Source organism: Bacillus cereus (assembly GCF_025917685.1).
Taxonomy (GTDB): Bacteria; Bacillota; Bacilli; order Bacillales; family Bacillaceae_G; genus Bacillus_A; species Bacillus_A cereus_AT.
In genome coordinates this window covers 4,425,247-4,451,321 of sequence record NZ_CP089518.1, presented here as the reverse complement: position 1 = coordinate 4,451,321, position 26,075 = coordinate 4,425,247, and the positions used below count along the sequence as shown (strand labels likewise).

The following is a 26,075-nucleotide window of genomic DNA, read 5'->3' as shown; positions in this document are numbered from 1 at the left end:
TATCAGCGATTATTAAAATATATCAGCGAATCTCAAGATATATCGGCGATTCTCGAAATATATCGACTTACCGACAGAAAACGACAATAAATAAAAGGAGGCTATTCAAAACGAGCCTCCTTTTTGTTTAGTACAAAGATTTTGTCATATTATTCCGAATAATTTCAAGGGATTTCGCTACAGTTAATGCATTCTTTTCTTCAATTTCTGGTTTACGGGGGATAGGTTTATACATGTTGTCTGGATCTTCCCATGTGAGGGGAAGCTCTGTTTCGGCTTGTCCTTTCCAAGCGTCAATCCATTCTGGAGGGAGATAACCTGAGATGTTTTGGATGTTGTTCATTTCGAGCCAAATAAGTGCCCAAGCTCTTGGGACCACGCGCCAGTGGTCATAGCCACCGCCGCCGACAGCGATCCAGCGACCGTTGCAATATTCATTGGCGATTTCGCGAGCGAGCTTCGGTATTTCACGGTAAATATTCATCGTCGCGCAAAGGTGTGTAAGTGGATCATAATAATGTGCGTCAGCGCCATTTTGCGTTAAAATAATATCCGGTTTAAAGTATGCTGCAACTTCTTTTACGACAGTTCGATATGACTCTAAAAACGATTCGTCTTCTGTAAAAGCATCGAGTGGAACGTTAAAAGAATAACTATAGCCATTACCTTGTCCGCGTTCATTTACAGCGCCAGTTCCAGGGAATAAATAACGCCCAGTTTCATGTAATGAAATGGTGCATACGTTAGGATCATCGTAAAAAGACCACTGTACACCATCACCATGATGAGCATCTGTATCAATATATAAAACGCGTAAACCGTATTTTTTCTGAATATATTTCATTGCGATGGAACTATCGTTATAAATGCAAAATCCGGATGCCTTGCCGCGAAAGCCGTGATGTAAGCCGCCGCCTAAATTAAGCGCGTGCTTTACTTTTCCGGAAAGAACAGCGTCAACAGCTGTTAACGTACCGCCAACGAGTAACGCACTTGCTTCGTGCATATTTGGAAACATCGGTGTATCTTCTGTTCCGAGTCCATATGTCATCGCAATCGATTTTTCTAACTTACCTTCTCCAGCACGTTTTACCGCATTTATGTACTCCTCTGTATGAACGTAGGCAATCTCTTCATCTGTAGCCATCCGTGGCGGGATGACTTGAGAGGGAGAGATAAAACCGCTCTTTTGTAATAAATCATACGTAAGTGTGACGCGCAGTTGGTTAAAAGGATGATCAGGGCTAAACGAATAGCCCCGAAAGTCATCCGAATAAATAAACGCGCTACTCATGCTTGCATCCCCATAATGTTCGGCCATAATACGCGGTAGCCTTCTGCTTCAAGTGCATCAATCACTTTTAGCGGATTCATCGTTTGAATGCGGAAAACGAGTACTTTATCATTCTCATCTTTTGCTGGGTAGACGAGAACGCTCACGATATTTATTTGTAAATCACTAAAGATAGCAACGACTTTTCCGAGAATACCAGGTTCATTTTTTACTTGAATTTCAATTTGTGAACTTGGTTGATGTGCTCCTGTTAATTTCACTAACGTGTGCAAGACTGTAGATTCAGAAATGATTCCAACTAACTTCCCAGCCTTTGTAACAGGAAGACAGCCAATTTTATTTTCAAAAAATAACGTAGCGATTTCCTCAACGAAATCGAGAGGATGGCAAGTCATAACAGGATGTTTCATAATAAGTTCAAGCGGTTGCCGTAGCATATCGAGTGAAACTTGTTCATCTAAAATAGACGGACTTGCATCTCTTACATCCCGATCAGAAATAATGCCTACGACATGATTATTTTGATCGACAATTGGAATGTGCCGAATGCCTTTCGTGCGTATCGTTCGGATTGCTGTTTCGATTGTATCGTTTGGATGTAGTGTAACTACATTTTGATTCATAATTTCTTCTACAATCATTCCAGTTGCCCCCTTTATTAATACATAAAGCGATTGTGAAAACGTAGACGATCAAATGCTTGAATGGAATCCGTATCAACACGTTTTCCAATCCGGACCATTAAACAGTTAGCAGGGTGTGAACAAATTTCAGGATCATCTGTAGCCATCCATTGTAACCCACCAGCATTCATCATCTTTTCCATTACTTTTCGGTATTCCCAAACATTTAAGCCTGTTTGTTTTAAATCCCAGTGCCAATAATATTCAGTCGTTAATATAATATAATCTTCCATATAATCGTCCATCATAGACACTTCTAATAAGTTCTTTCCGACAGAGCATCCACGGAAGGCTGGGACGACTTCAATTGCCCCGAGCTCAATTAAGTTTTCCATTTTTCCTTCTGACCATCGTTCGAGCGGATCAGGATACAAGTATGTAACATATCCAACAATCGTTTGGTCATGTCTAGCAATAATGAGACGAGCTTCTGGTAATTTAGAAATTTCGACAATTGCTTTATATTGCTGTTCGGCAGGACGAAATGCAACTAAATCTGGATGGAATTCATACATTTCAAGATTATGTGTAGAGACAGGACCTTCAATAATTAAAGTGCCCTTCGCTGTTTTTAAGTTTCTAGCATTATATATTTTTTTATGAATCAATGTATTGCTCACCACCTTGAGGGTTTGTGAATCTATTAATATCGTACTTTATAATATATGCGATGTGAATCGAATTTTGTCAGTAAAAATTTGTCTAAAAATCAACAAATATACTGAAAATTTTAAATAATATCATTATAATAGATAATAGAATACATAGGAGGGGGATGTAAAGTATGAAAATAGAAACGCTTCCTGTCATTAAAGGAAAAAATAATTTGCCGAATTATGAAGAGGCATATGCGAATTTTAACTGGGAAGAGGTTAATAAAAATTTTACTTGGAATGAAACAGGCCGAGTGAATATGGCGTATGAGGCAATTGATAAGCATGCGAAATCCGATCGAAAAAATAAAGTAGCCCTTTATTATCAAGATGGATCTCGTAAAGAGAAATATACATTTAAGGAAATGAAGGATTTTTCTAATAAAGCAGGAAATGTTCTGAAAAATTATGGCGATGTTGAAAAAGGCGATCGCGTTTTTATTTTTATGCCGCGTTCTCCAGAATTATATTTCGCACTTTTAGGTGCGGTAAAATTAGGGGCAATTGTTGGGCCACTATTTGAAGCGTTTATGGAAGGCGCAGTTCGCGATCGTTTAGAAGATAGCGAAGCAAAGGTGTTAATTACAACGCCTGAATTGTTAGAGCGCATACCATTAAATGATTTACCAGCTTTAAAAACAGTCTTTCTTGTTGGAGACAATGCAGAAGAGGGCGGTAAACTTGTAGCGTTCAACCCTTTATTTGAACAAGCTTCAAAAGAATTACATATCGAATGGTTAGGCCGTGAAGATGGTTTAATCCTTCATTACACATCTGGCTCTACTGGTAAGCCAAAAGGTGTTCTTCATGCACAAAACGCAATGGTTCAGCACTATCAAACGGCGAAATGGGTATTAGATTTAAAAGAAGATGATGTATATTGGTGTACAGCTGACCCAGGCTGGGTAACTGGAACGGCTTACGGTATTTTCGCACCGTGGTTAGTCGGAGCATCAAATGTTATTTTAGGTGGCCGCTTTAGTCCAGAAGCGTGGTATGAAGCACTGCAAGATTACGGTGTAACAGTTTGGTATAGCGCACCAACAGCGTTCCGTATGTTAATGGGAGCTGGACAAGACGCAATTAAAAAATATGATTTATCACAAGTTCGTCACGTATTAAGCGTCGGTGAACCATTAAATCCAGAAGTAATTCGCTGGGGTATGAACGCATTTGGACTTCGTATTCATGATACGTGGTGGATGACAGAAACAGGTGGACAAGTTATTTGTAACTACCCTTGTATGGAAATCCGTCCAGGTTCAATGGGTAAACCAATTCCAGGTGTGAAAGCAGCAATTGTTGATAATGAAGGAAATGAAGTACCTCCATACACAATGGGGAACTTAGCGATTGGTAAAGGTTGGCCAGCTATGATGCGTGGAATCTGGAATAACCAGCAAAAATATGAGTCTTACTTCATGCCAGGGGATTGGTACGTATCAGGTGACTCTGCATATATGGACGAAGACGGATACTTCTGGTTCCAAGGACGTATTGACGATGTAATTATGACGTCAGGTGAGCGCGTTGGTCCGTTTGAAGTAGAAAGCAAATTAATCGAGCACGCTGCTGTTGCAGAAGCTGGTGTAATTGGTATTCCAGACCCAGTTCGCGGTGAAATCATTAAAGCATTTATCGCGCTTCGCGCAGGATACGAGCCATCTGAAGAACTAAAAGAAGAGATTCGTCAATTTGTAAAGAAAGGCCTAGCAGCTCATGCAGCGCCAAGACAAATTGAATTTAGAGATAAATTACCGAAAACGAGAAGTGGTAAAATTATGCGCCGCGTATTAAAAGCGTGGGAGTTAAACTTACCAACAGGTGATTTGTCAACGATGGAAGATTAAGAGAGAAAGGTCTGAACGAAACAACGTTCAGATCTTTTTTTATGTTATTATTAACTTATATATATAAGTTAAGGGGGTGATAAAATGAAAACAGAAAAAGAAAAGATGATACTAGGGGAAATGTACATACCAGCTGATCCAGTTTTAGTACAAGACAGGGAGCAAGCTCGTATATTAACGAGAAAATTAAATGATACGCCAGAAGTGCAATTAAAAGAGCGTAGCGAAATTGTAAAAGAACTATTTGGAACGACAGGAGATAACATTCATCTTGAATCTTCTTTTAGATGTGATTACGGCTATAACATTAATGTTGGCGAAAATTTTTACGCGAACTTTGATTGTACGATTTTAGACGTATGTCCCGTTACAATCGGAGTGAACTGTATGTTAGCTCCAGGTGTTCACATTTATACAGCAACGCACCCGCTCGATCCAGTAGAACGCATAAGCGGATCAGAATACGGAAAACCAGTTACAATCGGCGATAACGTATGGATTGGCGGAAGAGCAATTATTAATCCAGGTGTAACAATTGGAGATAATGCGGTTATCGCATCTGGCGCCGTTGTAACGAAAGATGTGCCTGATAATGTAGTAGTTGGCGGGAATCCTGCAAAGATTATTAAAAAAATAAAATAATATTTGAACGAAGCGCCTTCCTCGTCTGTATACATTTATGAAAGAATAGATGAGGGAGGCTTTTATATGTCTAATAAATTACTTCTTACTTTTGCTTTAATTGGAGTTATAGTTGTATTTTCTTGTGGTTTGCTATTACCGATGCCAATTGGATTTAAAGTATCAATGATTACAGCTGGGGTCATGATGATTGTTATGTTTTCAATCATCATTCCATTTGATAGAAAACATATAGTACGGAAAAATGGATATAAAATTGATTTTACAAAAACAAAAGTGTATTTTCGCTGGAATGTATTTGATACGATTTCGGCTTGTCTTGCAGTGTATGCATGCGTATGTGTGCAAGCATTAAATATTTTAGTTTCAACCGGACAGACAATTCAAAACCCGTATGTTCAATTTTTTACGAATCAATCGCAAGTATGGATTATTGTCGCTAGTTGCTATTTAATTTCCCGTATTTCATTAACGTTAAAAGGAATAAAGGAGATCAAAAATCATGGCGCAGATTGGGATTGAGGAGGAGCTCATGCTTGCGTATCAAAGTGGAGATAAGCAGGCTGGGGAAAAACTATATGTTTTAATCAAACCAGCGCTATACACATTTTTATATCGATTTAACCGAGATGAACAATTAAGTATCGACCTCGTGCAAGATACGTTTTTGACATTAGAACGAAAGAAGCATATGTATGAACTTGAAAAAGGAAAAATAAAAACGTATTTATTTCAAATTGGTTATCGTCTTATGATTAATAAATTAAATAGAAGAAAAAAGTGGCGTACACTTTTGCCATTTTTAGTGCCGATTCAGGAAAAAGAATTTTCTCACGAAGATCGGCTCACAGTAAGAGAAGCAATTTTGAAAGTTCCTGAAGAACAGCGAGCGGTCCTCATTCTTTCTTATTATCATGATATGCAGCAAAAAGAGATTGCAGAGATATTAAACATTCCGATTGGAACAGTGAAATCGAGACTTCATAACGGGATAAAGAAATTAAAACAATTGCTGGAGGTGGATGAAATTGAGCGAAAATCCCTTTAAGAGTGAATATAAATTACAGCAGCATTTAGACAGTGACCATGTAGAAATACCGGACTTTCCAAAAACGGTAAGTCGCTTCGATCGATTAATCGGATTTCTTGGTTCTCCAGCGAAAGATCCTGTGGAGGCGACAATTGGGAATGATTTATCAGTTGTGTTTCATGTCTCGTTACTAGTTGGAGTTCCAATTCTTTCTCTTATTACGATACTCTTTGCGACGTTGTAAAGGATAGAAATTCGACCTCTATTTGACACGCCTATATAAATGATGGTATAAAGAAAAGTATATGAATAATTGAGCGTGGAAAGGGAGAAGTAGTGATCATTTCCCTGTTTTAGAGAGCTGATGGTCGGTGGAAATCAGCACATAGATGATCGCGAATTACGCCCCTAGAGCATCTTTTTTCGATTGAATTATATTCAAAAGGGAAAAGACGGTGCTAAGCCGTTATGTAAATAAGGTGGTAGGCTTTTTTTTGCCTGCAACTAGGGTGGTAACGCGATAATCAAAATCGTCCCTTATTTGAAGGGGCGATTTTTTTATGTTTTCAACCTTCACGCCAGTAATGAACTTAAAGGAGAGTATGTAGGATATGGGTATTTTACAAGATCTTGAATTTCGCGGTCTAATTAATCAGCAAACAGATGCTGAGGGACTTGAGCAATTATTAGAAAAAGAAAGCGTTAAATTATACTGTGGTTTCGACCCGACAGCGGATAGCTTACACATCGGTCATATGTTACCAGTATTAATGTTACGTCGTTTCCAATTAGCTGGTCACCAACCAATCGCACTTGTTGGCGGTGGTACTGGTATGATCGGTGACCCAAGTGGTAAAAAAGCAGAGCGTACATTAAATACGAAAGATACAGTTGCTTACTACACAGAAAGCATTAAAAACCAACTTTCAAACTTCTTAGAGTTCGAAAACGTGGACAACCCAGCAACAATGGCTAACAACTATGATTGGCTTGGTAACTTAGATGTAATTTCATTCTTACGCGATATCGGTAAAAACTTCGGTTTAAACTATATGTTAGCAAAAGATACAGTAGCTTCTCGTTTAGATACTGGTATTTCATTCACTGAGTTTAGTTATATGATTTTACAATCATACGACTTCTTAAACTTATACCAAAACCATAATTGCCGCCTACAAATCGGTGGTAGTGACCAATGGGGTAACATTACAGCTGGTCTTGAATTAATCCGTAAATCAGAAGAAGATGCGAAAGCATTCGGTTTAACAATTCCACTTGTTACAAAATCTGACGGTACGAAGTTTGGTAAAACAGAAGGCGGCGCAATTTGGTTAGACCCAGAGAAAACAACTCCTTACGAGTTTTACCAATTCTGGATTAACACAGATGATCGCGACGTAGTTAAATACTTAAAATACTTCACATTCTTATCTCATGAAGAAATTCTTGAGCTTGAAAAGCAAGTAGCTGAAGCACCAGAAAAACGTGCAGCACAAAAAGCATTAGGTTCTGAAATGACAAAACTTGTTCACGGCGGAGAAGCATTAGAGCAAGCGATTAAAATTTCAGCTGCACTATTCAGCGGTTCTGTAGCAGAACTGACTGCAAGCGAAATCGAACAAGGCTTCAAAGACGTACCATCTGTAGAACGTACGGCAGAAGATACAGTATTAATCGACTTACTTGTAGAAAGTAAAATCTCTCCATCAAAACGTCAAGCACGTGAAGATGTGACGAACGGTGCAATCTACGTAAACGGTGAGCGTACACAAGCATTAGACTACGTTGTAACAGAAAACGACCGCATCGAAGGCAAATTCACAATCATTCGCCGCGGTAAAAAGAAATATTTCTTAATTCGTTACTAATCAGAAACGAATATAAACAAATAGTACCCCGAATTGTAGGCTGAAAAGTTTATGATTCGGGGTTTTTATGTATGAATTTAGATTACCTCACGAGTTCTTGTAAATAGAATATGAAGAATTAATACGAGCATATAAAGTAAACTAATAAGCATAACAATAAATGCTGTTGGATAAAATTTTGCCGCATATATAAAGAAATCGATTTGATAAATATCTTGGTAATTTGAAACGGTGCCTTTAAAGTAATTCGTAAACTTAGCGCTATATTTCCATTCATCAGGATAATCTATCAAATTACTCCCCTGATACCAACTAGCGAGTGCTGAAGTAATAAATAGCATAAATGAACTTCCGAGTTGAACCATTTGGTTTATTGTCAAAAAGAATCCACCTCCTATTTTATGGTTATTATAGCGTGCATTAGCATTCCTGTAATCTTTTTGTTGTAATCTCCTTTTCGAGTTCATACGGAAATCACATGTAAGCGGTATGATAAACGTATAACAACTAGAAAGGAGTGGTAAAACAAAATGTCACTAGAAGCGCTCATTATTTTTTCTTTGCTAAATGCGGGTCAGCTTGCAGAGAACACGAAGGTTGATATACATAAAGAGCAGAAAGATGCTTATGTATATGTTCAAAAAGAGGAAACTAAATAATTTTATTTTATATATAAAAATGAAGGCTGTTTGAAGTAACTGTTTAGTTGCTTTAAACAGTCTTTTTTAGCTAGAAAGAATAAATCTGTCTAAGGACGTCGTCGATAAATCAAAGAGAAAATGTTGTTATTATACGCGTAGTTTTAACTGTAATTATTAGATGTAAATTAAAAAAAGTCTTTTTTAAAAAATAAAAAGAAGGTGTTTAATTATTTTCCGTAAATAGAAAAAGGCAGCAAAAATTTATTTATGGAAAGGGAGTAATTATATGAGGGATTTATTGGAAGGATTTAACATGGTGATGTGGACAGGAGCATTTGTTATTGGAGTGGTACTAGTTTTGTGGTGGTATGGACGTTATCGGAAAGCAGGTGTTAAATTCCGAGAATACATGGATGTCATGGGAAGTATGTTGACTTGTTGTGGTGGTGTAATTACTGTAATCGTTTCAGTAGTGGACAATAAAACTACTGTGTTGATTTATATTGGTTTGCTTGGAATTGTTGTGGGAGGAATTAATGTGACGAAGAAAATAATGGATCTGTACGATAGAGTATCAACAATAAAAACGGAACAGGAAGAAGAAACAGAAGAAATCGAGGAAACAAGAAAGACAAGAAAGACAAGAAAGACAAGAAGAGTGAAAATGTGAATCAGAAAGTACCCTTAGGGGTACTTTTGCTGTTAAGATATTATAAATTGAAGAAGAAAATAAATCAATTGAAAAATTAATGTAGTCACATTCAATAGAGTGTGGCTTTTTATTATTTTTGGGATATATATGTATGTTAAAAAATCTAGGGGAATAGCGTTTACTCATGCTTATTTTATCCCAAAGGTTCCTCGAAAATAAATAATTTTATCTTATATATAAACGAAAAAAGCCAATCCACAGGATTGGCTTTTTGTCATTAACGAGAGTAGAACTCTACGATTAATGCTTCGTTGATTTCAGCTGCTAACTCAGAACGCTCAGCGTGACGAGTGTAAGTAGCTTCTAACTTATCAGCATCGAAAGTTAAGTATTCTGGTACGAAGTTGTTAACTTCGATCGCTTCTTTAACAACAACAAGGCTGTTAGATTTTTCGCGAACGCTGATTGTTTGGTTAGGTTTTACACGGTAAGATGGGATGTCTACGCGAGCTCCATCAACCATGATGTGACCGTGGTTTACTAATTGGCGAGCTGCGCGACGAGTGCGAGCTAAGCCCATACGGTAAACTAAGTTGTCAAGACGAGCTTCAAGAAGGATCATGAAGTTTTCGCCGTGCTTACCAGGCATTTTACCTGCTTGGTCAAATGTGCGACGGAATTGACGCTCAGTCATGCCGTACATGTGACGAAGTTTTTGTTTCTCTTGTAATTGTAAACCGTATTCTGAAAGTTTCTTACGTTGGTTAGGACCGTGAGGACCTGGTGCGTAAGGGCGTTTTTCTAATTCTTTTCCTGTGCCGCTTAGAGAGATTCCAAGACGACGAGACAGTTTCCAAGCTGGACCTGTATAACGAGCCATAGTTGACTCCTCCTTTAAAAATGTTTTTATTTACGTAAAATAAAAACAGACGTAATCGATATTTACGGGCATTTTGTTTTCATGTACCTTCGCTCCAGCAGCAGGGAGTTACGAGATACACCTCCGTAGAGGAACAAAATACAAACGATAAACTCACATTACAAGGCTGCCTTTTTATTTTACACAAACGCTATTATATCTTTTACCCAGAGTTTCGTCAAGCGACTCCCTTTTTGTTTTATGCATATAAATTTTGGAAATTAACAAGAAGGAATTTAAAACAATATAAAAGAAGAGATAGAAACACAAATAAAACGCTTACATAAAATATAGTAAAAACGTTCATCAGTTTTTTTACTGGTGGATATGTGGCAATAAAAACATAAGGGGGATGTTTTTATGAAAAAGAAACATATGGAGACAGTATTAATTCATCACGGTTATGAATCAAAGGACAATAAAGGGAGTTTAACACCGCCTTTATTTCAAACTTCCACATTTACATTTGAAACTGCACAGCAAGGAGAGGCGAGTTTTGCGGGAGTGGATCCATCGTATATTTACTCAAGACTTGGAAATCCAACTGTGAAATTATTTGAAGAACGTATGGCGGTGTTAGAAGGAGGAGAAGAAGCGCTTGCTTTCGGATCAGGCATGGCGGCTATTTCAGCAACTTTAATTGGCTTTCTAAAAGCTGGAGATCATATTATTTGTTCAAATGGATTATATGGGTGTACTTACGGTTTTTTAGAAGTGTTAGAAGAGAAATTTATGATTACGCATTCGTTTTGTGATATGGAAACAGAGGCTGATATTGAAAATAAAATCCGCCCAAATACAAAGCTCATTTTCGTTGAAACACCAATTAATCCAACAATGAAATTAATTGATTTAAAACAGGTTATTCGGGTTGCGAAGCGAAATGGTTTACTTGTTATTGTTGATAATACGTTTTGTTCACCTTATTTACAAAGACCACTTGAACTTGGCTGTGACGCTGTTGTTCATAGTGCAACAAAATATATTGGTGGCCACGGTGATGTTGTAGCTGGTGTAACAATTTGTAAAACGAAAGCACTAGCTGAAAAAATCCGTCCGATGCGAAAAGATATCGGTGGTATTATGGCGCCGTTTGATGCGTGGTTATTATTACGCGGGTTAAAGACGTTAGCGGTAAGAATGGATCGCCATTGTGATAATGCAGAAAAAATTGTATCGTTCCTGAAAAATCATGATGCGGTAGAAGGTGTTTGGTATCCAGAAGGGGAGTTAGCATCCCGTCAAATGAAACGGGGCGGCGGTGTTATTTCTTTTTCAATAAAAGGCGGAAAAGAAGAGACGCAAGCGTTTATCAATGACCTTCACTTTATTACGATTGCGGTAAGTTTAGGTGATACAGAAACATTAATTCAGCATCCAGCAACGATGACGCACGCTGCGATTCCAGCTGAACTAAGAAAAGAAATGGGTATTTTTGATAATTTAATACGCTTATCTGTCGGTTTAGAATCATGGGAAGATATCGTTTCGGATTTAGAGCAAGCGTTAAAGAAAATATCTACTGTTAATCAATAAAAAAGAGTGAGTTATCGGTTTCGTACATAACGTACTAAATCGACAACTCGCTCTTTTCTTTTTTAAATATGTTTTAGGAGTGTTTCCACAAACTTTTCTAAATAGTGCTGATCTACTTCGTCAAAACGATTTTTTTCAGGACTATCAATATCAAGTACACCGATGACATTTCCGTCTTTTAGAATCGGTACAACGATTTCTGAATTAGAAGCACTATCGCAAGCGATATGTCCTGGGAATTGATGGACGTCCGCCACAAGCTGCGTTGTTTTCGTTTCAGCTGCTGCGCCGCAAACGCCTCGTCCAAATGGAATGCGCACGCAAGCAGGCATTCCTTGGAATGGTCCAAGAACAAGCTGATTTCCTTCTGTTACATAAAAGCCAACCCAATTAACGCGATCTAAAAATTGGTTTAATAGTGCGGACGCATTTGATAAGTTTGCGACTACGTTTGGTTCGCCAGTTAATAATGCATCCAGTTGTTTAATTACTGTCTCATATTGCTCTTCACGAGATCCTGCATAACTTTCTTTTGTAAACATGGAAACAACTCCCTTTTTAGCGAGATATGTAAAATGATAGCAAAATACGATGTATTTCACATGACTTTGTCGATAGAAAATTAAAGGAATTTGTCTTAAAAGTCAAGAAATTTAAACTATAGCTGTTCAGTGAGGGGAAGTGAGCGCATGAAGCAGACGAAACAAAAGGTAATTGATGCGGCAATATCGTTGTTTAATACGAAAGGTTATGACGGGACATCGGTGCGAGACATTGCAAAGCGAGCGGATGTGAATGTAGCGAATATTTCATATTATTTTGCTGGAAAGCAAGGGTTATTAGAACAGCTGATTACTGATTTTTTAGAAGGATATATTCATGTAATTGAAACGTCATTTGAACAGAGAGAATATTTATCGGCTAAAGATGTGATGGTGCAAATGGTGCGCGGGATTTTACGATATCAATTTGATAATAGAGAACTGACACGTTTTTTTTATAGAGAGCTTTCGCTTGATACGACATTAATTCGTGAAGTGATGACCGTTTATTTTTCTAGAGAAAGATATTATATAGAGCAAATCATTAAACAGGGACAAATGAAACAAGAGTTTAAAAAGGTATCTTTTACAATGTTTATGACGCAATTAAAAGGCATGATAAATATGCCGTTTTTATATCCGCAATATATATCAGAAGTGTTGCATTCTTTTCCGTCCGAGACATTTTTCCTAGAAATGTACACGAAAGAAATTGAGCAATGGATGGAACAAACATTATATAAAGCGAATATGTACTATGAATGGCCAAGAGCTGTTCATATGTGAAAAATCCCCACCTAACGAACTGAGGTGGGGATTTTTATGTCTTGTTTTCTTTGGCATAAATTGTTGAATAATAGCGCAATAATTGTTAATGAGGCGCCGGCAATTTCAATTTTGTCGACTGTGTAACCTCGAAAGATAGAGCCGATAAGTGCAAGTACAGGAACTAAATTCATAAATAATATGCCGTTAATAGATGAAATATATCGATTTCCTGTGTTCCAGCAAAATACAGCTATAACGCCGGCGATAATCGACATATAAAAGAGCTCAAAACGAACGCTCATAACTGTAGATAATGATGGTACATTAACGACGTTTGTGTAAGTAAAGAAAGTGACAATAATGATGAGTGAAATTGAGCCGAATAAACAAGTTAACGTCGTATACCTGAGTGGTGACCAAGATTGAAAACGAGCACCGCCGTTCGTGTAAATTACCCAGCAAGTAACGCCGCATAACATAAATATATTTGTTGATAAGTGGCTTGCTGCTCCAAATAATAAATGAATATTTCCTTTTGAAATGACGAGCATAACACCGAGTAATGCAACGAACATACAAAGAAATGTGTAATTTTGTGGGCGTTTGTTTTTTGTTATCCACTGCAATAATAAAGCGATGAGTGGCATAAGAGACTGAATCATCGCGGCATGGATGGCTCCAGAAGGCCCGGCAAGCTGTTGACCATAAAAAATTAGAAAGCCATACCCAGCGAAACCGACTGTTCCATAAAAGAATAACGAAAGTGTTCGTTTTTCTAAGCGGAGAGAATTTTTCCCCTCAGTGATTAATAGCAAAATAAGAAAAATGATAGCTGCTGATCCGTATCGGATAGTTGTGAAGAAGAATGGGTCGATAAATTGCAAGGCATTTGCCATTACAGGAAACATAAATCCCCAAGCTGTTACAGCAAGTAAGCATAGAAGGGATCCGAGTAGCATTTGTTTTTTGGCCAAGAGTATCATTCTCCTTTTTACTTCGTTATAGTAAGTTGATGAAATAAGTATAAAGAGTAATTCTTTGTAGAAGGAAATATCGATTTTTTATGGCAGTTATAACTTTTTGTTAGAGGTGTGTATGATGGATTTGGAGGCAGTACGATCGTTTATTGAAGTAAAGCAAACGCGAAGTTTATCAAAGGCGAGTAAACTTTTACATATTTCACAACCAGCGCTTAGTAAACAAATTCAAAGATTAGAAGCGGATTTAGAGATTACTCTACTCAAGCGTTCTGCTCAAGGAGTAGAATTAACAAAGGCTGGAGAATTATTTATAGAAAGAATGTTACCGATTTTGGAACAAATAAGTGAAGTGAAAACGGAAATGAAGGGATATCAAGAGAAGCAGAAAATTTCAATAGGTATATTGCCGAGTTTAGCGGCTCATTACATATCAAAGTGTAAAGACTTATTAGCGGATACATATGAAATAGAATGGCAAATTGAGCATACGAAAGTATTAATGGAATTATTTAAAGCGCGAAAAATTGAAGCAATGTTTATTGATTCAGTAATAGAAGGCGCTACGTATATAAAAGAAATACGGGAAGAAAAAATCGTTTGTGCCGTTTCAAATAATCATCCGTATAAAGAGAAAACGGTAATCCGAATGGAAGAGTTGCAAAATGAAAAGTTAATCGTATACCCAGAAATATGCGATGTAAGGAAAATGATTATGAATGTGTTTCAATGTATGGGTACGAAACCGATAATCGCAGTTGAAACATCTTATGCAGAACCGATGATTGCGATGGTAGGAGCTGGACTGGGTATAACGTTGCTTCCGGAAACAGCTGTACAGCAAGCGGTAATGCAAGGTAACGTGCGTGCGATTTCTGTAGAACCGCCACTAATGCGAAAGATCTATTTCGTATCTCATCTGAAAGAGTGCTCTTTATTGCATTCATTTGAGGCTGAAGAATAAAAAAAGCGGAATGTTAAGAAAGATTACAAGTGCATTTAAAGAAACATGAAATTTTAAAAAAAACTAGGTCAAAAACACGTCATTACATGGTATGATTAGTACATTGTTAGTTGTTAAATATAGGGGGATTCCCTTTTTATACATAATGCCTTCCATTTCATAAACGGAACGGACAAAAAAAGAGATATAACTAGGAGGCTTTTTTGCATGGATTCTATCCTGACGATCGTTATCATTGTAGTAAGCTCTATTCTAGTGCTGCTCATGATAGAGCTTGTGATAAGAAATCGTTCATATAAAGATATTGAAGCACTGGAGCAGTGGAAACAAGAAATAAAAGATAAACCTGTGGCAGATGAACTAAAGCGGGTGAAAGATTTAAATATGACAGGTCAAACAGAAGAACTGTTTGGTAAATGGCGTGAAGAGTGGGATGAAATTGTATCAACAACTCTTCCAAAAGCTGAAAAAGATTTAGGGCAAGCGCGAAAATTCGCCTCGCAATTCTCCTTCCGCAAAGCAAAGCATGCGATGAAAGAATCCATAAGTGGTTTAGATGACGCTGATAATCGTATTACAGACATTTTAAATGAATTACAGCAACTGTTAGAAAGCCATGAGAAAAATAGCTCGGAAATTGAAGGGTTACGTGATACATATCGTAGTATGAAAAAGAGCGTTCTTGCTCATCGACACATGTATGGAGCAGCTGAGCAAAGGATCGAAGAGATGTTAGACGTTGAATCAGAGAAGTTCAAAACTTTTGAAGAGGCAACAGATAATGGTGATTATTTAAAAGCGAGAGAAATTGTTATTAGTTTAGAAGAAGGTTTAGCAAGTTTAGAAATCATCATTCATCAAATTCCAGATTTATTAGTAGAGTGTCAAGCGACATTACCAGTTCAGCTGGAAGACTTATTACAAGGTCATGATGATATGATAAGACAAGGCTATGTATTAGAGTATTTGGAAATTCCTAAAGAAGTCCGCGATATGACGACACAACTACACACATGTTTAATGGATATACAGGAGCTTCATATAACGGAAGCAGCAGAAAAAGTAGAGAACTTAAAAACTCGTTTAGATAGTTTTTATGATCAACTTGAACAAGAAGTGCATGCGAAACATTATGTGGAGCAAAAAACATTTTCTGTTTATGAAGATTTAGAAGAAATTCGCACTGAAACAATTGAAACGAAAACAGAAACACAACTTGTAAAACAAAGTTATCAATTACAAGACAAAGACATTGAGTCGCAAAAAGTAATTGAAAAGCAAATGCATATTTTAATGAAACGTTTTGAAGTGTTGCAAATACGCGTTGCTGAACAAGATATCGCATTCTCTATTATTCGTGAGGAACTAGAAGAGGTTTATGAGCAATGTGAAACTTTAAAAGTACTTCATGCAGAATATAAAGAAATGCTGCAGACGATGCGTAAAGAAGAATTTGAAGCGCGTGAGAAATTACAAGAAATGCGAAATACAATTTTAGAAACGAAACGCTTTATGCAAAAGTCGAATTTGCCAGGTCTTCCAGAGAGCATTATGGAAGATTTACAAAGAGGACAAATGGCAATGCACGCTGTATATGATCAATTAGAAATAAAGCCGTTAAATATGAATGCTGTAAATAGCAGTTTAGAAGAGGCGTACACAACTGTTAATGGTGTATCTGAAATGACGGAAGAGTTAATTGGACAAGCATATTTAGTTGAAAAATTAATTCAATACGGTAATCGTTACCGCAGTCATGATGAGAATCTTGCAGAAAGCTTAGATTATGCGGAGAAATTATTCCGTGAATATCAATACGATGCAGCTTTAGAACAAGCGGCTTCTGTACTAGAGCAACTTGAACCTGGCGTTGTTCAAAAAATAGCTGAATATGTAGACAATGAACAAACCCTTTCATAAAGGGTTTGTTTTTTTGTGTAATTTTGGAGGCGATGTTGCTATAATGAATAGCGGAATACAGTAAGGTTATTCGTTTTAAAATATAACGGAACCTTTGAGTAGTTTTAGCGTAATTACACGTATTTATGATATGATTATACGATGTGACAGCGCTGAAAGGGGAAGAACGATGATCTATTTTGATAATAGTGCGACGACAAAGCCATATCCAGAAGCTCTTCAATCGTATGTAACGGTTGCAGGGAAATATTTTGGAAATCCTTCTTCTATTCATTCGCTTGGAGGAGAGGCAGAGCGTCTATTAACACAATCGAGAACGATTGCAGCACAGCTCCTTCACGTTAAGCCTTCTGAAATTATTTTCACATCGGGTGGAACGGAAGGGAATAACCTTGCGATTAAAGGAATAGCGATGAGGAATCGTTCGCGCGGTAAACATATCATTACAACAAATATTGAACACGCGTCTGTGTTTGAGGCATATAAACAATTAGAAGATCTCGGTTTTGATGTAACATATTTACCGGTTAACGAGCACGGTGTTGTATCGGTAGAGGATGTAAAACGAGTGCTTCGTGAAGATACGATTCTTGTGTCAATTATTCACGTGAACAACGAGACTGGAGCGATTCAGCCTGTTGCTGAAATTGGAACATTATTATCGAACTATCCGAAAATAAGATTCCACGTGGACCATGTGCAAGGGATAGGAAAAGTACCGCTTGATTTATACGCTTCTCATATTGACCTTTGTTCAATATCTGGGCATAAATTTCATAGCGTAAAGGGGACAGGTCTTCTTTACGTACGTGATGGTGTAAGGTTAGATCCAATCTTATCAGGTGGTCAACAAGAGCTTAAGTATCGTTCAGGAACAGAAAACTTACCTGGTATTGTAGCGATGGTAAAAGCACTTCGTATGACGATGGAGCAAGTGAAAGAAAAGGTAGTTCATTTGCAAAATTTACAAGCAGAGCTTGTCCGTGTCTTTAAAGAGATGGAAGATGTAACGATTAATACGTCACTTGAATATGCGGCACCGCACATTTTAAATGTATCATTTGTTGGTTTAAAACCAGAAGTGGTCGTTCATGCTTTAGAAGAGCATGGTGTATATGTATCAACGAAGTCTGCTTGTTCTTCAAAAGCAAATGAAGTGAGCCGAGTACTAGTGTCAATGGGGATACCGCATGCCGCAGCTGCAAGCGCAATCCGCATTAGTCTAGCACCGGAAAATACGATGGAAGAAGTAAAACAATTTGAAGGTATTGTTAAAGAGACAATGCCAAAATTATATGAAGTGATGAGGTAAAGAAATATGATGACATATGAATATATTTTAGTTCGTTATGGAGAGATGACGACAAAAGGTAAGAACCGTTCTAAATTTGTAAGCACATTAAAAGATAACGTGAAGTTCAAACTGAAAAAATTCCCAAATATTAAAATCGATGCAACACATGATCGTATGTACATCCAATTAAATGGCGAAGACCATGAAGCAATTTCTGAAAGATTGAAAGATGTATTTGGTATTCATAAGTTTAACTTAGCGATGAAAGTACCATCAGAATTAGAAGATATTAAAAAAGGTGCATTAGCAGCTTTCCTACAAGTAAAAGGCGATGTGAAAACATTTAAAATTACAGTGCACCGTTCTGATAAGCGCTTCCCAATGAAGACGATGGAATTACTTCCAGAAATCGGTGGGCACATTTTAGAAAATACAGAGGATATCACAGTAGATGTTCATAATCCAGATGTGAATGTACGTGTAGAAATTCGCAGTGGTTACAGCTATATTATGTGTGGTGAGCACATGGGAGCTGGCGGTTTACCAGTTGGCGTTGGCGGAAAAGTAATGGTACTTCTTTCTGGTGGTATCGATAGCCCGGTAGCAACTTACTTAACGATGAAACGCGGCGTATCTGTGGAAGCAGTTCACTTCCATAGCCCACCTTTCACAAGTGAGCGCGCGAAACAAAAAGTAATCGATTTAGCACAAGAGTTAACGAAATACTGTAAACGCGTAACACTTCACCTTGTTCCATTTACTGAAGTGCAAAAAACGATTAATAAAGAAATTCCATCTAGCTATTCTATGACGGTTATGCGTCGTATGATGATGCGTATTACAGAGCGTATCGCAGAGGAGCGTAACGCACTTGCGATTACAACTGGTGAAAGTCTTGGACAAGTAGCGAGCCAAACGTTAGATAGTATGCATACGATTAACGAAGTAACAAACTATCCTGTTATTCGTCCGCTTATTACGATGGATAAATTAGAGATTATTAAAATTGCAGAAGAAATCGGAACGTACGATATTTCAATCCGTCCATATGAAGATTGCTGTACAGTATTCACACCAGCAAGCCCAGCGACGAAACCGAAGCGAGAGAAAGCAAATCGTTTTGAAGCGAAATATGACTTCACTCCGTTAATCGAAGAAGCTGTAGCAAACACAGAACAAATGGTATTACAAACAGTAGAAGTAGTGGCGGAAGAAGAAAAATTCGAAGAACTTTTCTAAACCCATAAATTACCACATTCAAATGTGTATGAAGTCATGTTGTTTATCACACTCTATACTCACAAGGAGGTGATACAACATGGCAAGCACAAATAAATTAGCAGTGTCTGGTGCTCAAGCAGCATTAGATCAAATGAAATACGAAATCGCTCAAGAGTTTGGTGTTCAACTTGGAGCTGATGCAACATCTCGCGCTAACGGTTCTGTTGGTGGCGAAATCACTAAACGTCTAGTTTCACTAGCTGAGCAACAATTAGGCGGTTACCAAAAATAATCCCATATACGATGGCTTAGAAAGAGCGGGTTCTCCCGCTCTTTCTTTTTTTGTCATTATTTATCGATAAATCGATATAAAATTATTCAACGGTTCGACATAAATATAAAAAAATTGTCAAAAGAAGAGGGTTCAAAATTTACTGAAAATTCTTTATTATATAAGAGAGGCATAGAAATAAAGGAGGATGTTTATGAAGAGAGAGGAATTGTTGGCGCCGCCGTCTTATAACTTAGTTTCGGAAATAGAGAAATATACGAATGATAAAGAGAAGCTTGCTTTAATTTGGCAAGATGATAAAGGGAATAGACGAGAGATTACATATTTTGAATTAATGCAAGGTGCGAATAGAATTGGAAACGCTTTTATAAAAAGTGGCTTACAAAAAGGGGACAAGCTCCTTATTATGATGCCGCGCTTAATTGAAGCTTACATGACGTATATTGCTGCGATTAAAGCAGGATTTGTCGTTATTCCAAGCTCAGAAATGTTGCGTAAAAAAGATATTGAGTATCGTATTGGGCACGGAGAAGTAAAGGCTATCGTAAGTTACGAACCGTATATTGGACAATTTGACGGCGTAGAAGCGGTGGAATCTCTTCAAAAATTCGTCTTGAGCGAGCGTTCAGTAGATGGTTGGACGAATTTAAAAACAGCATTAGAAACAGAAAGTGACATGTTAGAAATGGCGAAGACAGATAAAGAAGATATGGTCTTTTTATCTTACACGTCAGGGACGACAGGAAATCCGAAAGGTGTCGTTCATACGCATGCGTGGGCATACGCTCATTTACGTACGAGTGCCCCAAATTGGCTCGGAATTGAAGAGAATGATGTTGTATGGGCAACAGCTAGTCCTGGCTGGCAAAAGTGGATTTGGAGCCCGTTTGTAGCGACTCTCGGTTCAGGTGCAACAGGATTTGTATACCATGGTAAATTTGAACCGAAAACGTATTTGAGTTTATTAGGCGATAATAAGGTGAATGTGCTTTGTTGTACGCCGACTGAGTATAGATTAATGGCAAAGGTAGAAAACTTAAATGAGTATAATTTAGAAGCGTTACATAGCGCTGTATCAGCTGGTGAGCCGTTAAACAGAGAAGTCATTGAAACGTTCCAAAGGCATTTTGATATTACGGTAAGAGACGGTTATGGGCAAACGGAAAACACATTGCTCGTTGGGATAATGAAAGGGATGGATATTAGACCAGGATCAATGGGAAAACCAACGCCAGGAAACCATGTTGATATCGTAAATGAAGAAGGTATTCCGGTACAGGTAGGAGAAGTTGGTGATATTGCAGTTCACATTGAAACACCAGCACTCTTTAAGCAATATTATAAAGATGATGAGCGCACAGCGATGCAATTCCGTGGTGATTATTATATTACCGGTGATAAGGCGAAAAAAGATGAAGACGGCTATTTCTGGTTTGAAGGACGCGGAGATGATATCATTATTAGCTCTGGTTATACAATCGGGCCGTTTGAAGTAGAAGATGCACTCGTAAAACATCCTTACGTAAGAGAATGTGCGGTTGTTGCAAGTCCAGATGAAATTCGTGGAAGTGTCGTGAAGGCATTTATCGTATTAAGAGAGAATATAGAAAAGAACGAAGAAACATTAATTCCAGTGCTCCAACAACACGTCAAAGAACTGACTGCACCATATAAATACCCTCGAAAAATTGAATTTGTAGATGAACTACCAAAAACGATTTCTGGAAAAATTCGCCGTATTGAACTTAGAAAACAAGAGATGGAACTACCTTCAAAATAATTTTGAAAATAGTGAAGTAAATAGTTGAATGAAATGTTACATGTATGATATTATAAAAAGCGAACATAAGTTCGATTTTTATAAATTGAAAAAAGAGGTGTCCGTATGATTTTAGGTATTAATCCGTACTTAGTTTTAGATGGTAGTGGGCAAGAAGCTGTACAGTTTTATAAAGAGGCGTTAGATGCAAAAGTAGAAGTAATGCAAACTTTTGGTGATATGCCTGAAAATCCAGAATACCCGATTCCAGCTGAAGCGAAAGAGCGCGTTGCACATGCTACTTTAAAAGTTGGTAATACGGAACTTATGATTTCTGATACATTCCCAGGTCAAGGGCATGCGATCGGATCTCAAGTAACAATCGCAATTCAAATTAGTAATGCAGAAAAAGCAAAAGAAGTATTCGATAAGTTACAAGAAGGTGGAGAAGTTATTATGCCACTTCAAGAAACTTTCTGGAGCCCAGCATACGGACAAGTAAAAGATAAATTTAGCATTGAATGGCAAATTACAACGAATCCTACTGAACAAAAATAATTTTTGGAAAAGCACCATTTTTAATCGAAATGGTGCTTTTTTTATACGCTCTAATTTCGTAGACTAAAGGAAAAAGGGGATGAGTATATGGGAGAAATTTGGTATGGCGGCACCATTTACACTATGCGAGAAGAGAATGAAAAAGTAGAAGCTATTTACGTTGAAAATGGCGTCATTGTTGATATGGGGAATAAAGAAGAGTTAGAAAACCGATATTCAGAAGTGAAGTTATATGACCTAAAAGGGAAAACGATGATTCCAGGGCTGGTTGATAGCCATATGCACCTTATTGGCCATGGGGAGAGGTTACTTCGTCTAGATTTATCAAATTGCAAATCTTATAGCGAAGTGCTTACCCTTGTTCAGAAGCGAGTAGAAGAAGCGCCAAAAGGCTCTTGGATTATCGGAGAAGGATGGAATGAAAATAATTTTACAGATACAAAACAAGTTCATGTACGTGATTTAGATGAAATCTCTAAAGAGCATCCGATTTTATTAAAGCGCGTTTGTCGTCACGTGACATGGGTGAATTCATACATATTGGAACAAGCGAAAATAACAGAAGCGGTGCAAGACCCGAAAGGCGGGAAAATTGGCCGGGACTCATTAAATAAATTAACAGGGCTTTTATATGAACAAGGACAAGAGTTAATTAAACATGTCCAACCTGAAATAGATGGAGCGTATTTGCAAAGAGCGTTGCAAACAGCGATTTCAGACTGCTGGCAATACGGGTTAGTTGGTGGACATACGGAAGATTTAAATTATTATGGCGGCTTTCAAAAAACTTACAATGCGTTTTCACACGTTATAAAAGAAATGCCATTTAAAGCACATTTGCTCGTTCATCATGAAGTAGCGAATGAGCGAAAAGAATATGAAGATGAGCACTATATTGAATTTGGTGCGATGAAAATTTTTTCTGACGGTTCTTTTGGCGGAAGAACAGCTTTATTGAGTGAGCCGTATGAAGATGCGCAGGAAACGAATGGAGTTGCGATTTTCTCACGTGAAGAGCTTGCAGGGTTAGTGAAGAAAGCACGTGATTTACATATGCCAGTTGCAATTCATACAATCGGTGACTTATCACTAGAATATGTCATTGATGCGCTTGAATTATATCCACCAGCAGAAGGGTTACGTGACCGTATTATTCATTGTCAGCTAGCTCGTGAAGAGTTGATTGAAAGAATGAAACACTTGCCAGCTATTATTGATATTCAACCGGTCTTTGTTTCATCAGATTTTCCGTTAGTCATTGAAAAACTAGGAAAGCATCGTCTTCGTTACGCATACGCTTGGAAGACATTGCTGGACGCAGGATTACATTGTAACGGGGGATCTGATGCTCCAATTGAACAAGTGAATCCGTTTTTAGGTATATATAGTGCGGTTACACGTAGAAGCTTTATTGATGGTGTATGCTATATGCCAGAAGAAAGATTAACGGTATATGAGGCTGTTTCTTTATTTACAACAGGAAGTGCGTATGCAATTGGAAAAGAAGCAAAGCGAGGACAAATTACAAAAGGATATGAAGCAGACTTTACGATATTAGACCGCGATGTTTTTGAAATTGAGGCGGAAGAAATAAAAGAAGTACAGGCAGAAATGACCGTCATTGATGGGAAGATTGTTTATAGAAAAGACGTCTAAAAGTTTGAAGGAGCGGTTCCGAAAATACATTTTGGTGATGCTTCCTCTTTTTAGATAGGTTGATGATGTAGTCACTTTTTGTCGGTAAATCGATATTTTGGATGAAATCGTTGATATATTGTGAGTTGTGATAGATATATTTGAAACAGCGTTAAGTTGCAGGTGCTAAATAAATAACCGCAGAATTATGGAATCCCATAATTCTGCGGTTATTTTAATACTATAAAAATGTTCTCTGTACTTTTTCCCAGAAAGAGTTGTTTTTTAATTTAACAGTTTTAATTTGTTTATCGCTTAAACGAACAACGGCTTTCTCCACTTGCTTAATGCTAAGTGCTTCGTTATCCATTCCGATGACAGGGTAATCATTGCCATCTGGTTTAAGTGTTAAAGTTAACGTGCGCTCGTGATTTAAAAGAAACGGTGATCCGAGTGTACGGTATGTGTTGTTATTTAAAGATGCTAGTTCGCTTACTTGGAAACATGGGATAAGTGGATCGACAACTGCACCATGTAATGATTTATTGTAAGCGGTACTTCCTGTTGGTGTGGAGATAACTAATCCATCACCTCTAAATGTTTCAAAATGTAAATTGTCGACGTGTACATCTACGACAAATGTTTTAATGATGCTAGAGCGTAATGAGAACTCATTTAAACAATGGAATGATGTACCGTGATCTACATCAACTTTAATTGTTGGATACTTTCGCACTTCAATTTCGTTTTTTGTAATTTCTTGAAGGGCTGTATCAACGTGATCGATGTGGAAATCGCAGTAGAAAGAAATTTCATCTTTCGTAGAAATACCTGCGTATAAGCAATCTTCTCTAAAACCAGTTTTACGAACGGCTTGTAAGAAAGTTCCATCATCTCCAACGCTGACGATAGCGTTTGCATTTTTTGGATGATCTAATATGGTAAATCCCTTCTCCTCTAAAATACGATATATTGGTTTCATTTTTTCAACGAGTGTTACTTTGTCATCACCATAAAAGAAAAATAAATTGCGACGATTTGCCATTATGTATCCCTCCACTGCAGTTAAATTTTCTAGTCTTAGTGCTGCATACTATCAGAGTGTGTTCTGAATGATATGCTCAAATAGTATATTTCGATATAAAATGTCAAAATTCCTTTTTATTTTTAGAAAAATTTTTATATTCAATTTTATAAAAGGTTGTTTAATGATGAATAAACTTGTCGATAATGGGTATGGAGTGAAAGGATGGTACGAATGAAATGGCTCGTAATTGGAATGATAATTCTTCTACTTTTTATTTTGCTAATACTATTATCGAAAATATCGCTTAAGGTGACGTTTTTATATTCAGAAATGGAAAAGCAATGTTTATTTCAAGTAAAAATATGGATGATTCGATATACGTTTGATGTATTGGAAAGAATTGAAAAACAACAGAAAAAAACGGGGCAGAAAATCGAAAAAGCTGAGAAAGATGGCGGAATAGATAATAAAATTATGGCACAACTTGATAGCATTGGAGAACTGATAAAAAAGCTTCAAGAAGTTCATACTATTGTTAAAGATTTTCTCAAACGAGTGAAAATCAATAGTTGGAAGTGGCATTCACAAATTGGAGCAGGCGATGCGGCTAGTACTGGAATTGTCACTGGGTATGCATGGGGGACAAAAGGAATGGCTGCTGGAGTTGTAGGACAATATATGCATATTGTCGACATACCAGAATTTGAAATTACCCCTGTTTTTCAAGGGAAAGGATTTGCATCAAGATGTGAATTAACAGCTTCCTTTCGTATATTTCGTACTGTGAAAACAGCGGTAAAACTACTCATGTTTATGAGAAAACAAAAGTCTGGTATGACAGATAAATCTGTTCAAGCATAGGGGGGATATAGAATGGACCATCCAATTCAAGGTTTAATGACAACCGCAATGCAGCATTTAAAACAAATGACTGATGTAAATACAATTGTTGGTGACCCGATTAAAGCAGCAGACGGAAGTGTAATTCTTACCGTTTCGAAAGTAAGTTTTGGCTTTGCTGCTGGTGGAAGTGAATTTGGCAAGGTAGAGCATTCAGGCCGTCATCCATTTGGAGGAGGTAGCGGTGGTGGAGTTTCCATTAATCCTGTTGCCTTTCTCGTTATAAATGGAGAAGGTGTGAAAGTTTTACATTTAGATAAACAAACACATGTCATTGACAAAATAATTGAATTAGCACCACAAGCTGTTGATAAAGTGAAAGAAATGATGGATAAACGAAAAGAAGATGATCCGGAATTTCAAATTTAACGAGTAAAGAAGCTAATCAATGGATTAGCTTCTTTATTTTTTTGTAAATAAAGCGATTTTATTTGCATTATCGATAGGGAC

General features: G+C 37.4%; 28 protein-coding genes and 1 other annotated feature. Of the genes, 20 read left to right on the top strand and 8 right to left on the bottom strand.

Going from position 1 to position 26,075, the window contains the following annotated elements; genetic code table 11:
* Window positions 1-127: 127 nt before the first annotated feature.
* The 3 genes from acuC to acuA are packed head-to-tail and all read right to left on the bottom strand — an operon-like array spanning window position 128 to window position 2,585.
* Window positions 128-1,294, bottom strand: coding sequence for an acetoin utilization protein AcuC (gene acuC, locus LUS72_RS23140; protein WP_097833097.1), 1,167 nt, complete (start codon window positions 1,292-1,294; stop codon window positions 128-130).
* Window positions 1,291-1,935, bottom strand: a complete 645-nt coding sequence (locus tag LUS72_RS23135; RefSeq protein WP_002145365.1) for an acetoin utilization AcuB family protein — start codon at window positions 1,933-1,935, stop codon at window positions 1,291-1,293. The genes acuC and LUS72_RS23135 overlap by 4 nt, the downstream gene beginning before the upstream one ends.
* 17 nt (window positions 1,936-1,952) lie before the next feature.
* Window positions 1,953-2,585 carry an acetoin utilization protein acetyltransferase AcuA gene (gene acuA / locus LUS72_RS23130; RefSeq protein ID WP_000581397.1) on the bottom strand — a complete coding sequence of 211 codons (633 nt, stop codon included), beginning with the start codon at window positions 2,583-2,585 and terminating at the stop codon, window positions 1,953-1,955.
* A gap of 176 nt (window positions 2,586-2,761) precedes the next feature.
* Here acuA and acsA point away from each other — a divergent pair, with 176 nt between their 5' ends.
* From acsA to tyrS, 6 genes are all read left to right on the top strand, one after another.
* Window positions 2,762-4,480: an acetate--CoA ligase gene (acsA, locus tag LUS72_RS23125; RefSeq protein ID WP_097833096.1), complete on the top strand. Its 1,719-nt coding sequence runs from the start codon at window positions 2,762-2,764 to the stop codon at window positions 4,478-4,480.
* A gap of 84 nt (window positions 4,481-4,564) precedes the next feature.
* On the top strand, window positions 4,565-5,122 hold the full coding sequence (locus LUS72_RS23120; protein WP_264448315.1) for a maltose acetyltransferase domain-containing protein: 558 nt from the start codon (window positions 4,565-4,567) through the stop codon (window positions 5,120-5,122).
* Between the two features lie 66 nt (window positions 5,123-5,188).
* Window positions 5,189-5,644: a hypothetical protein gene (locus LUS72_RS23115; protein WP_097833094.1), complete on the top strand. Its 456-nt coding sequence runs from the start codon at window positions 5,189-5,191 to the stop codon at window positions 5,642-5,644.
* A complete protein-coding gene (locus LUS72_RS23110; protein ID WP_000057187.1) occupies window positions 5,625-6,170 on the top strand; it encodes an RNA polymerase sigma factor in 546 nt (181 codons plus the stop codon). The genes LUS72_RS23115 and LUS72_RS23110 overlap by 20 nt, the downstream gene beginning before the upstream one ends.
* Window positions 6,151-6,396, top strand: a complete 246-nt coding sequence (locus tag LUS72_RS23105) for a hypothetical protein (RefSeq protein ID WP_016130335.1) — start codon at window positions 6,151-6,153, stop codon at window positions 6,394-6,396. Before LUS72_RS23110 ends, LUS72_RS23105 begins: the two co-directional genes overlap by 20 nt.
* A gap of 67 nt (window positions 6,397-6,463) precedes the next feature.
* Window positions 6,464-6,693: a binding site (T-box leader), on the top strand.
* A gap of 70 nt (window positions 6,694-6,763) precedes the next feature.
* Window positions 6,764-8,020, top strand: coding sequence for a tyrosine--tRNA ligase (gene tyrS / locus LUS72_RS23100; protein WP_097833091.1), 1,257 nt, complete (start codon window positions 6,764-6,766; stop codon window positions 8,018-8,020).
* A 77-nt stretch (window positions 8,021-8,097) separates the two neighbouring features.
* Here the strand turns inward: tyrS and LUS72_RS23095 are convergent, their stop codons facing one another.
* On the bottom strand, window positions 8,098-8,400 hold the full coding sequence (locus LUS72_RS23095) for a YjdJ family protein (protein ID WP_141533382.1): 303 nt from the start codon (window positions 8,398-8,400) through the stop codon (window positions 8,098-8,100).
* Between the two features lie 150 nt (window positions 8,401-8,550).
* Between LUS72_RS23095 and LUS72_RS23090 the strand changes: the two genes are divergently transcribed.
* Both LUS72_RS23090 and LUS72_RS23085 read left to right on the top strand, forming a co-directional pair.
* A complete protein-coding gene (locus LUS72_RS23090; protein WP_097833089.1) occupies window positions 8,551-8,679 on the top strand; it encodes a transporter in 129 nt (42 codons plus the stop codon).
* A gap of 268 nt (window positions 8,680-8,947) precedes the next feature.
* Entirely contained in the window at window positions 8,948-9,331 is a 384-nt protein-coding gene (locus tag LUS72_RS23085; RefSeq protein WP_264448314.1) for a hypothetical protein, read from the top strand.
* Between the two features lie 259 nt (window positions 9,332-9,590).
* Here the strand turns inward: LUS72_RS23085 and rpsD are convergent, their stop codons facing one another.
* Entirely contained in the window at window positions 9,591-10,193 is a 603-nt protein-coding gene (gene rpsD / locus LUS72_RS23080; protein ID WP_097833087.1) for a 30S ribosomal protein S4, read from the bottom strand.
* Window positions 10,194-10,592: 399 nt separating this feature from the next.
* On the opposite strand from rpsD, the gene megL reads away from it, so the two are divergent.
* On the top strand, window positions 10,593-11,768 hold the full coding sequence (megL, locus tag LUS72_RS23075) for a methionine gamma-lyase (RefSeq protein ID WP_097833086.1): 1,176 nt from the start codon (window positions 10,593-10,595) through the stop codon (window positions 11,766-11,768).
* Between the two features lie 62 nt (window positions 11,769-11,830).
* Here megL and LUS72_RS23070 read toward each other — a convergent pair whose 3' ends face one another.
* Window positions 11,831-12,310, bottom strand: coding sequence for a GAF domain-containing protein (locus LUS72_RS23070; protein ID WP_097833085.1), 480 nt, complete (start codon window positions 12,308-12,310; stop codon window positions 11,831-11,833).
* 147 nt (window positions 12,311-12,457) lie between these two features.
* Between LUS72_RS23070 and refZ the strand changes: the two genes are divergently transcribed.
* Window positions 12,458-13,096, top strand: coding sequence for a forespore capture DNA-binding protein RefZ (gene refZ / locus LUS72_RS23065; protein WP_071748330.1), 639 nt, complete (start codon window positions 12,458-12,460; stop codon window positions 13,094-13,096).
* A gap of 11 nt (window positions 13,097-13,107) precedes the next feature.
* On the opposite strand, the gene LUS72_RS23060 is transcribed toward refZ, so the two are convergent.
* Window positions 13,108-14,052, bottom strand: a complete 945-nt coding sequence (locus LUS72_RS23060; protein ID WP_097833084.1) for a DMT family transporter — start codon at window positions 14,050-14,052, stop codon at window positions 13,108-13,110.
* A gap of 121 nt (window positions 14,053-14,173) precedes the next feature.
* Between LUS72_RS23060 and LUS72_RS23055 the strand changes: the two genes are divergently transcribed.
* The 8 genes from LUS72_RS23055 (at window position 14,174) to LUS72_RS23020 (ending at window position 23,719) form a co-directional block, all read left to right on the top strand.
* Window positions 14,174-15,019: a LysR family transcriptional regulator gene (locus tag LUS72_RS23055; RefSeq protein WP_141533383.1), complete on the top strand. Its 846-nt coding sequence runs from the start codon at window positions 14,174-14,176 to the stop codon at window positions 15,017-15,019.
* 207 nt (window positions 15,020-15,226) lie between these two features.
* Complete coding sequence (ezrA, locus tag LUS72_RS23050; protein WP_264448313.1) at window positions 15,227-16,939, top strand: septation ring formation regulator EzrA; 1,713 nt, start codon at window positions 15,227-15,229, stop codon at window positions 16,937-16,939.
* A gap of 169 nt (window positions 16,940-17,108) precedes the next feature.
* A complete protein-coding gene (locus LUS72_RS23045) occupies window positions 17,109-18,251 on the top strand; it encodes a cysteine desulfurase family protein (protein WP_098361712.1) in 1,143 nt (380 codons plus the stop codon).
* A gap of 6 nt (window positions 18,252-18,257) precedes the next feature.
* Window positions 18,258-19,472, top strand: a complete 1,215-nt coding sequence (thiI, locus tag LUS72_RS23040) for a tRNA uracil 4-sulfurtransferase ThiI (protein ID WP_097833080.1) — start codon at window positions 18,258-18,260, stop codon at window positions 19,470-19,472.
* 79 nt (window positions 19,473-19,551) lie between these two features.
* Window positions 19,552-19,746 carry an alpha/beta-type small acid-soluble spore protein gene (locus LUS72_RS23035; protein ID WP_000168891.1) on the top strand — a complete coding sequence of 65 codons (195 nt, stop codon included), beginning with the start codon at window positions 19,552-19,554 and terminating at the stop codon, window positions 19,744-19,746.
* Window positions 19,747-19,939: 193 nt separating this feature from the next.
* Window positions 19,940-21,526: an acyl-CoA synthetase MbcS gene (gene mbcS, locus LUS72_RS23030; RefSeq protein WP_097833079.1), complete on the top strand. Its 1,587-nt coding sequence runs from the start codon at window positions 19,940-19,942 to the stop codon at window positions 21,524-21,526.
* 105 nt (window positions 21,527-21,631) lie between these two features.
* The gene (locus LUS72_RS23025; protein ID WP_071748323.1) at window positions 21,632-22,063 is read left to right on the top strand and encodes a VOC family protein; all 432 of its coding nucleotides are present in this window, start codon (window positions 21,632-21,634) and stop codon (window positions 22,061-22,063) included.
* 87 nt (window positions 22,064-22,150) lie between these two features.
* Window positions 22,151-23,719, top strand: a complete 1,569-nt coding sequence (locus LUS72_RS23020; protein ID WP_264448312.1) for an amidohydrolase — start codon at window positions 22,151-22,153, stop codon at window positions 23,717-23,719.
* A 220-nt stretch (window positions 23,720-23,939) separates the two neighbouring features.
* Here LUS72_RS23020 and LUS72_RS23015 read toward each other — a convergent pair whose 3' ends face one another.
* Window positions 23,940-24,743, bottom strand: coding sequence for an NAD kinase (locus LUS72_RS23015; RefSeq protein WP_264448311.1), 804 nt, complete (start codon window positions 24,741-24,743; stop codon window positions 23,940-23,942).
* A 204-nt stretch (window positions 24,744-24,947) separates the two neighbouring features.
* Between LUS72_RS23015 and LUS72_RS23010 the strand changes: the two genes are divergently transcribed.
* Window positions 24,948-25,586 (top strand): DUF2953 domain-containing protein, encoded by a 639-nt coding sequence (locus LUS72_RS23010; RefSeq protein WP_097833077.1) that lies wholly within the window; start codon window positions 24,948-24,950, stop codon window positions 25,584-25,586.
* A gap of 12 nt (window positions 25,587-25,598) precedes the next feature.
* Complete coding sequence (ytfJ, locus tag LUS72_RS23005) at window positions 25,599-25,994, top strand: GerW family sporulation protein (protein WP_000350005.1); 396 nt, start codon at window positions 25,599-25,601, stop codon at window positions 25,992-25,994.
* Window positions 25,995-26,075: the final 81 nt, after the last annotated feature.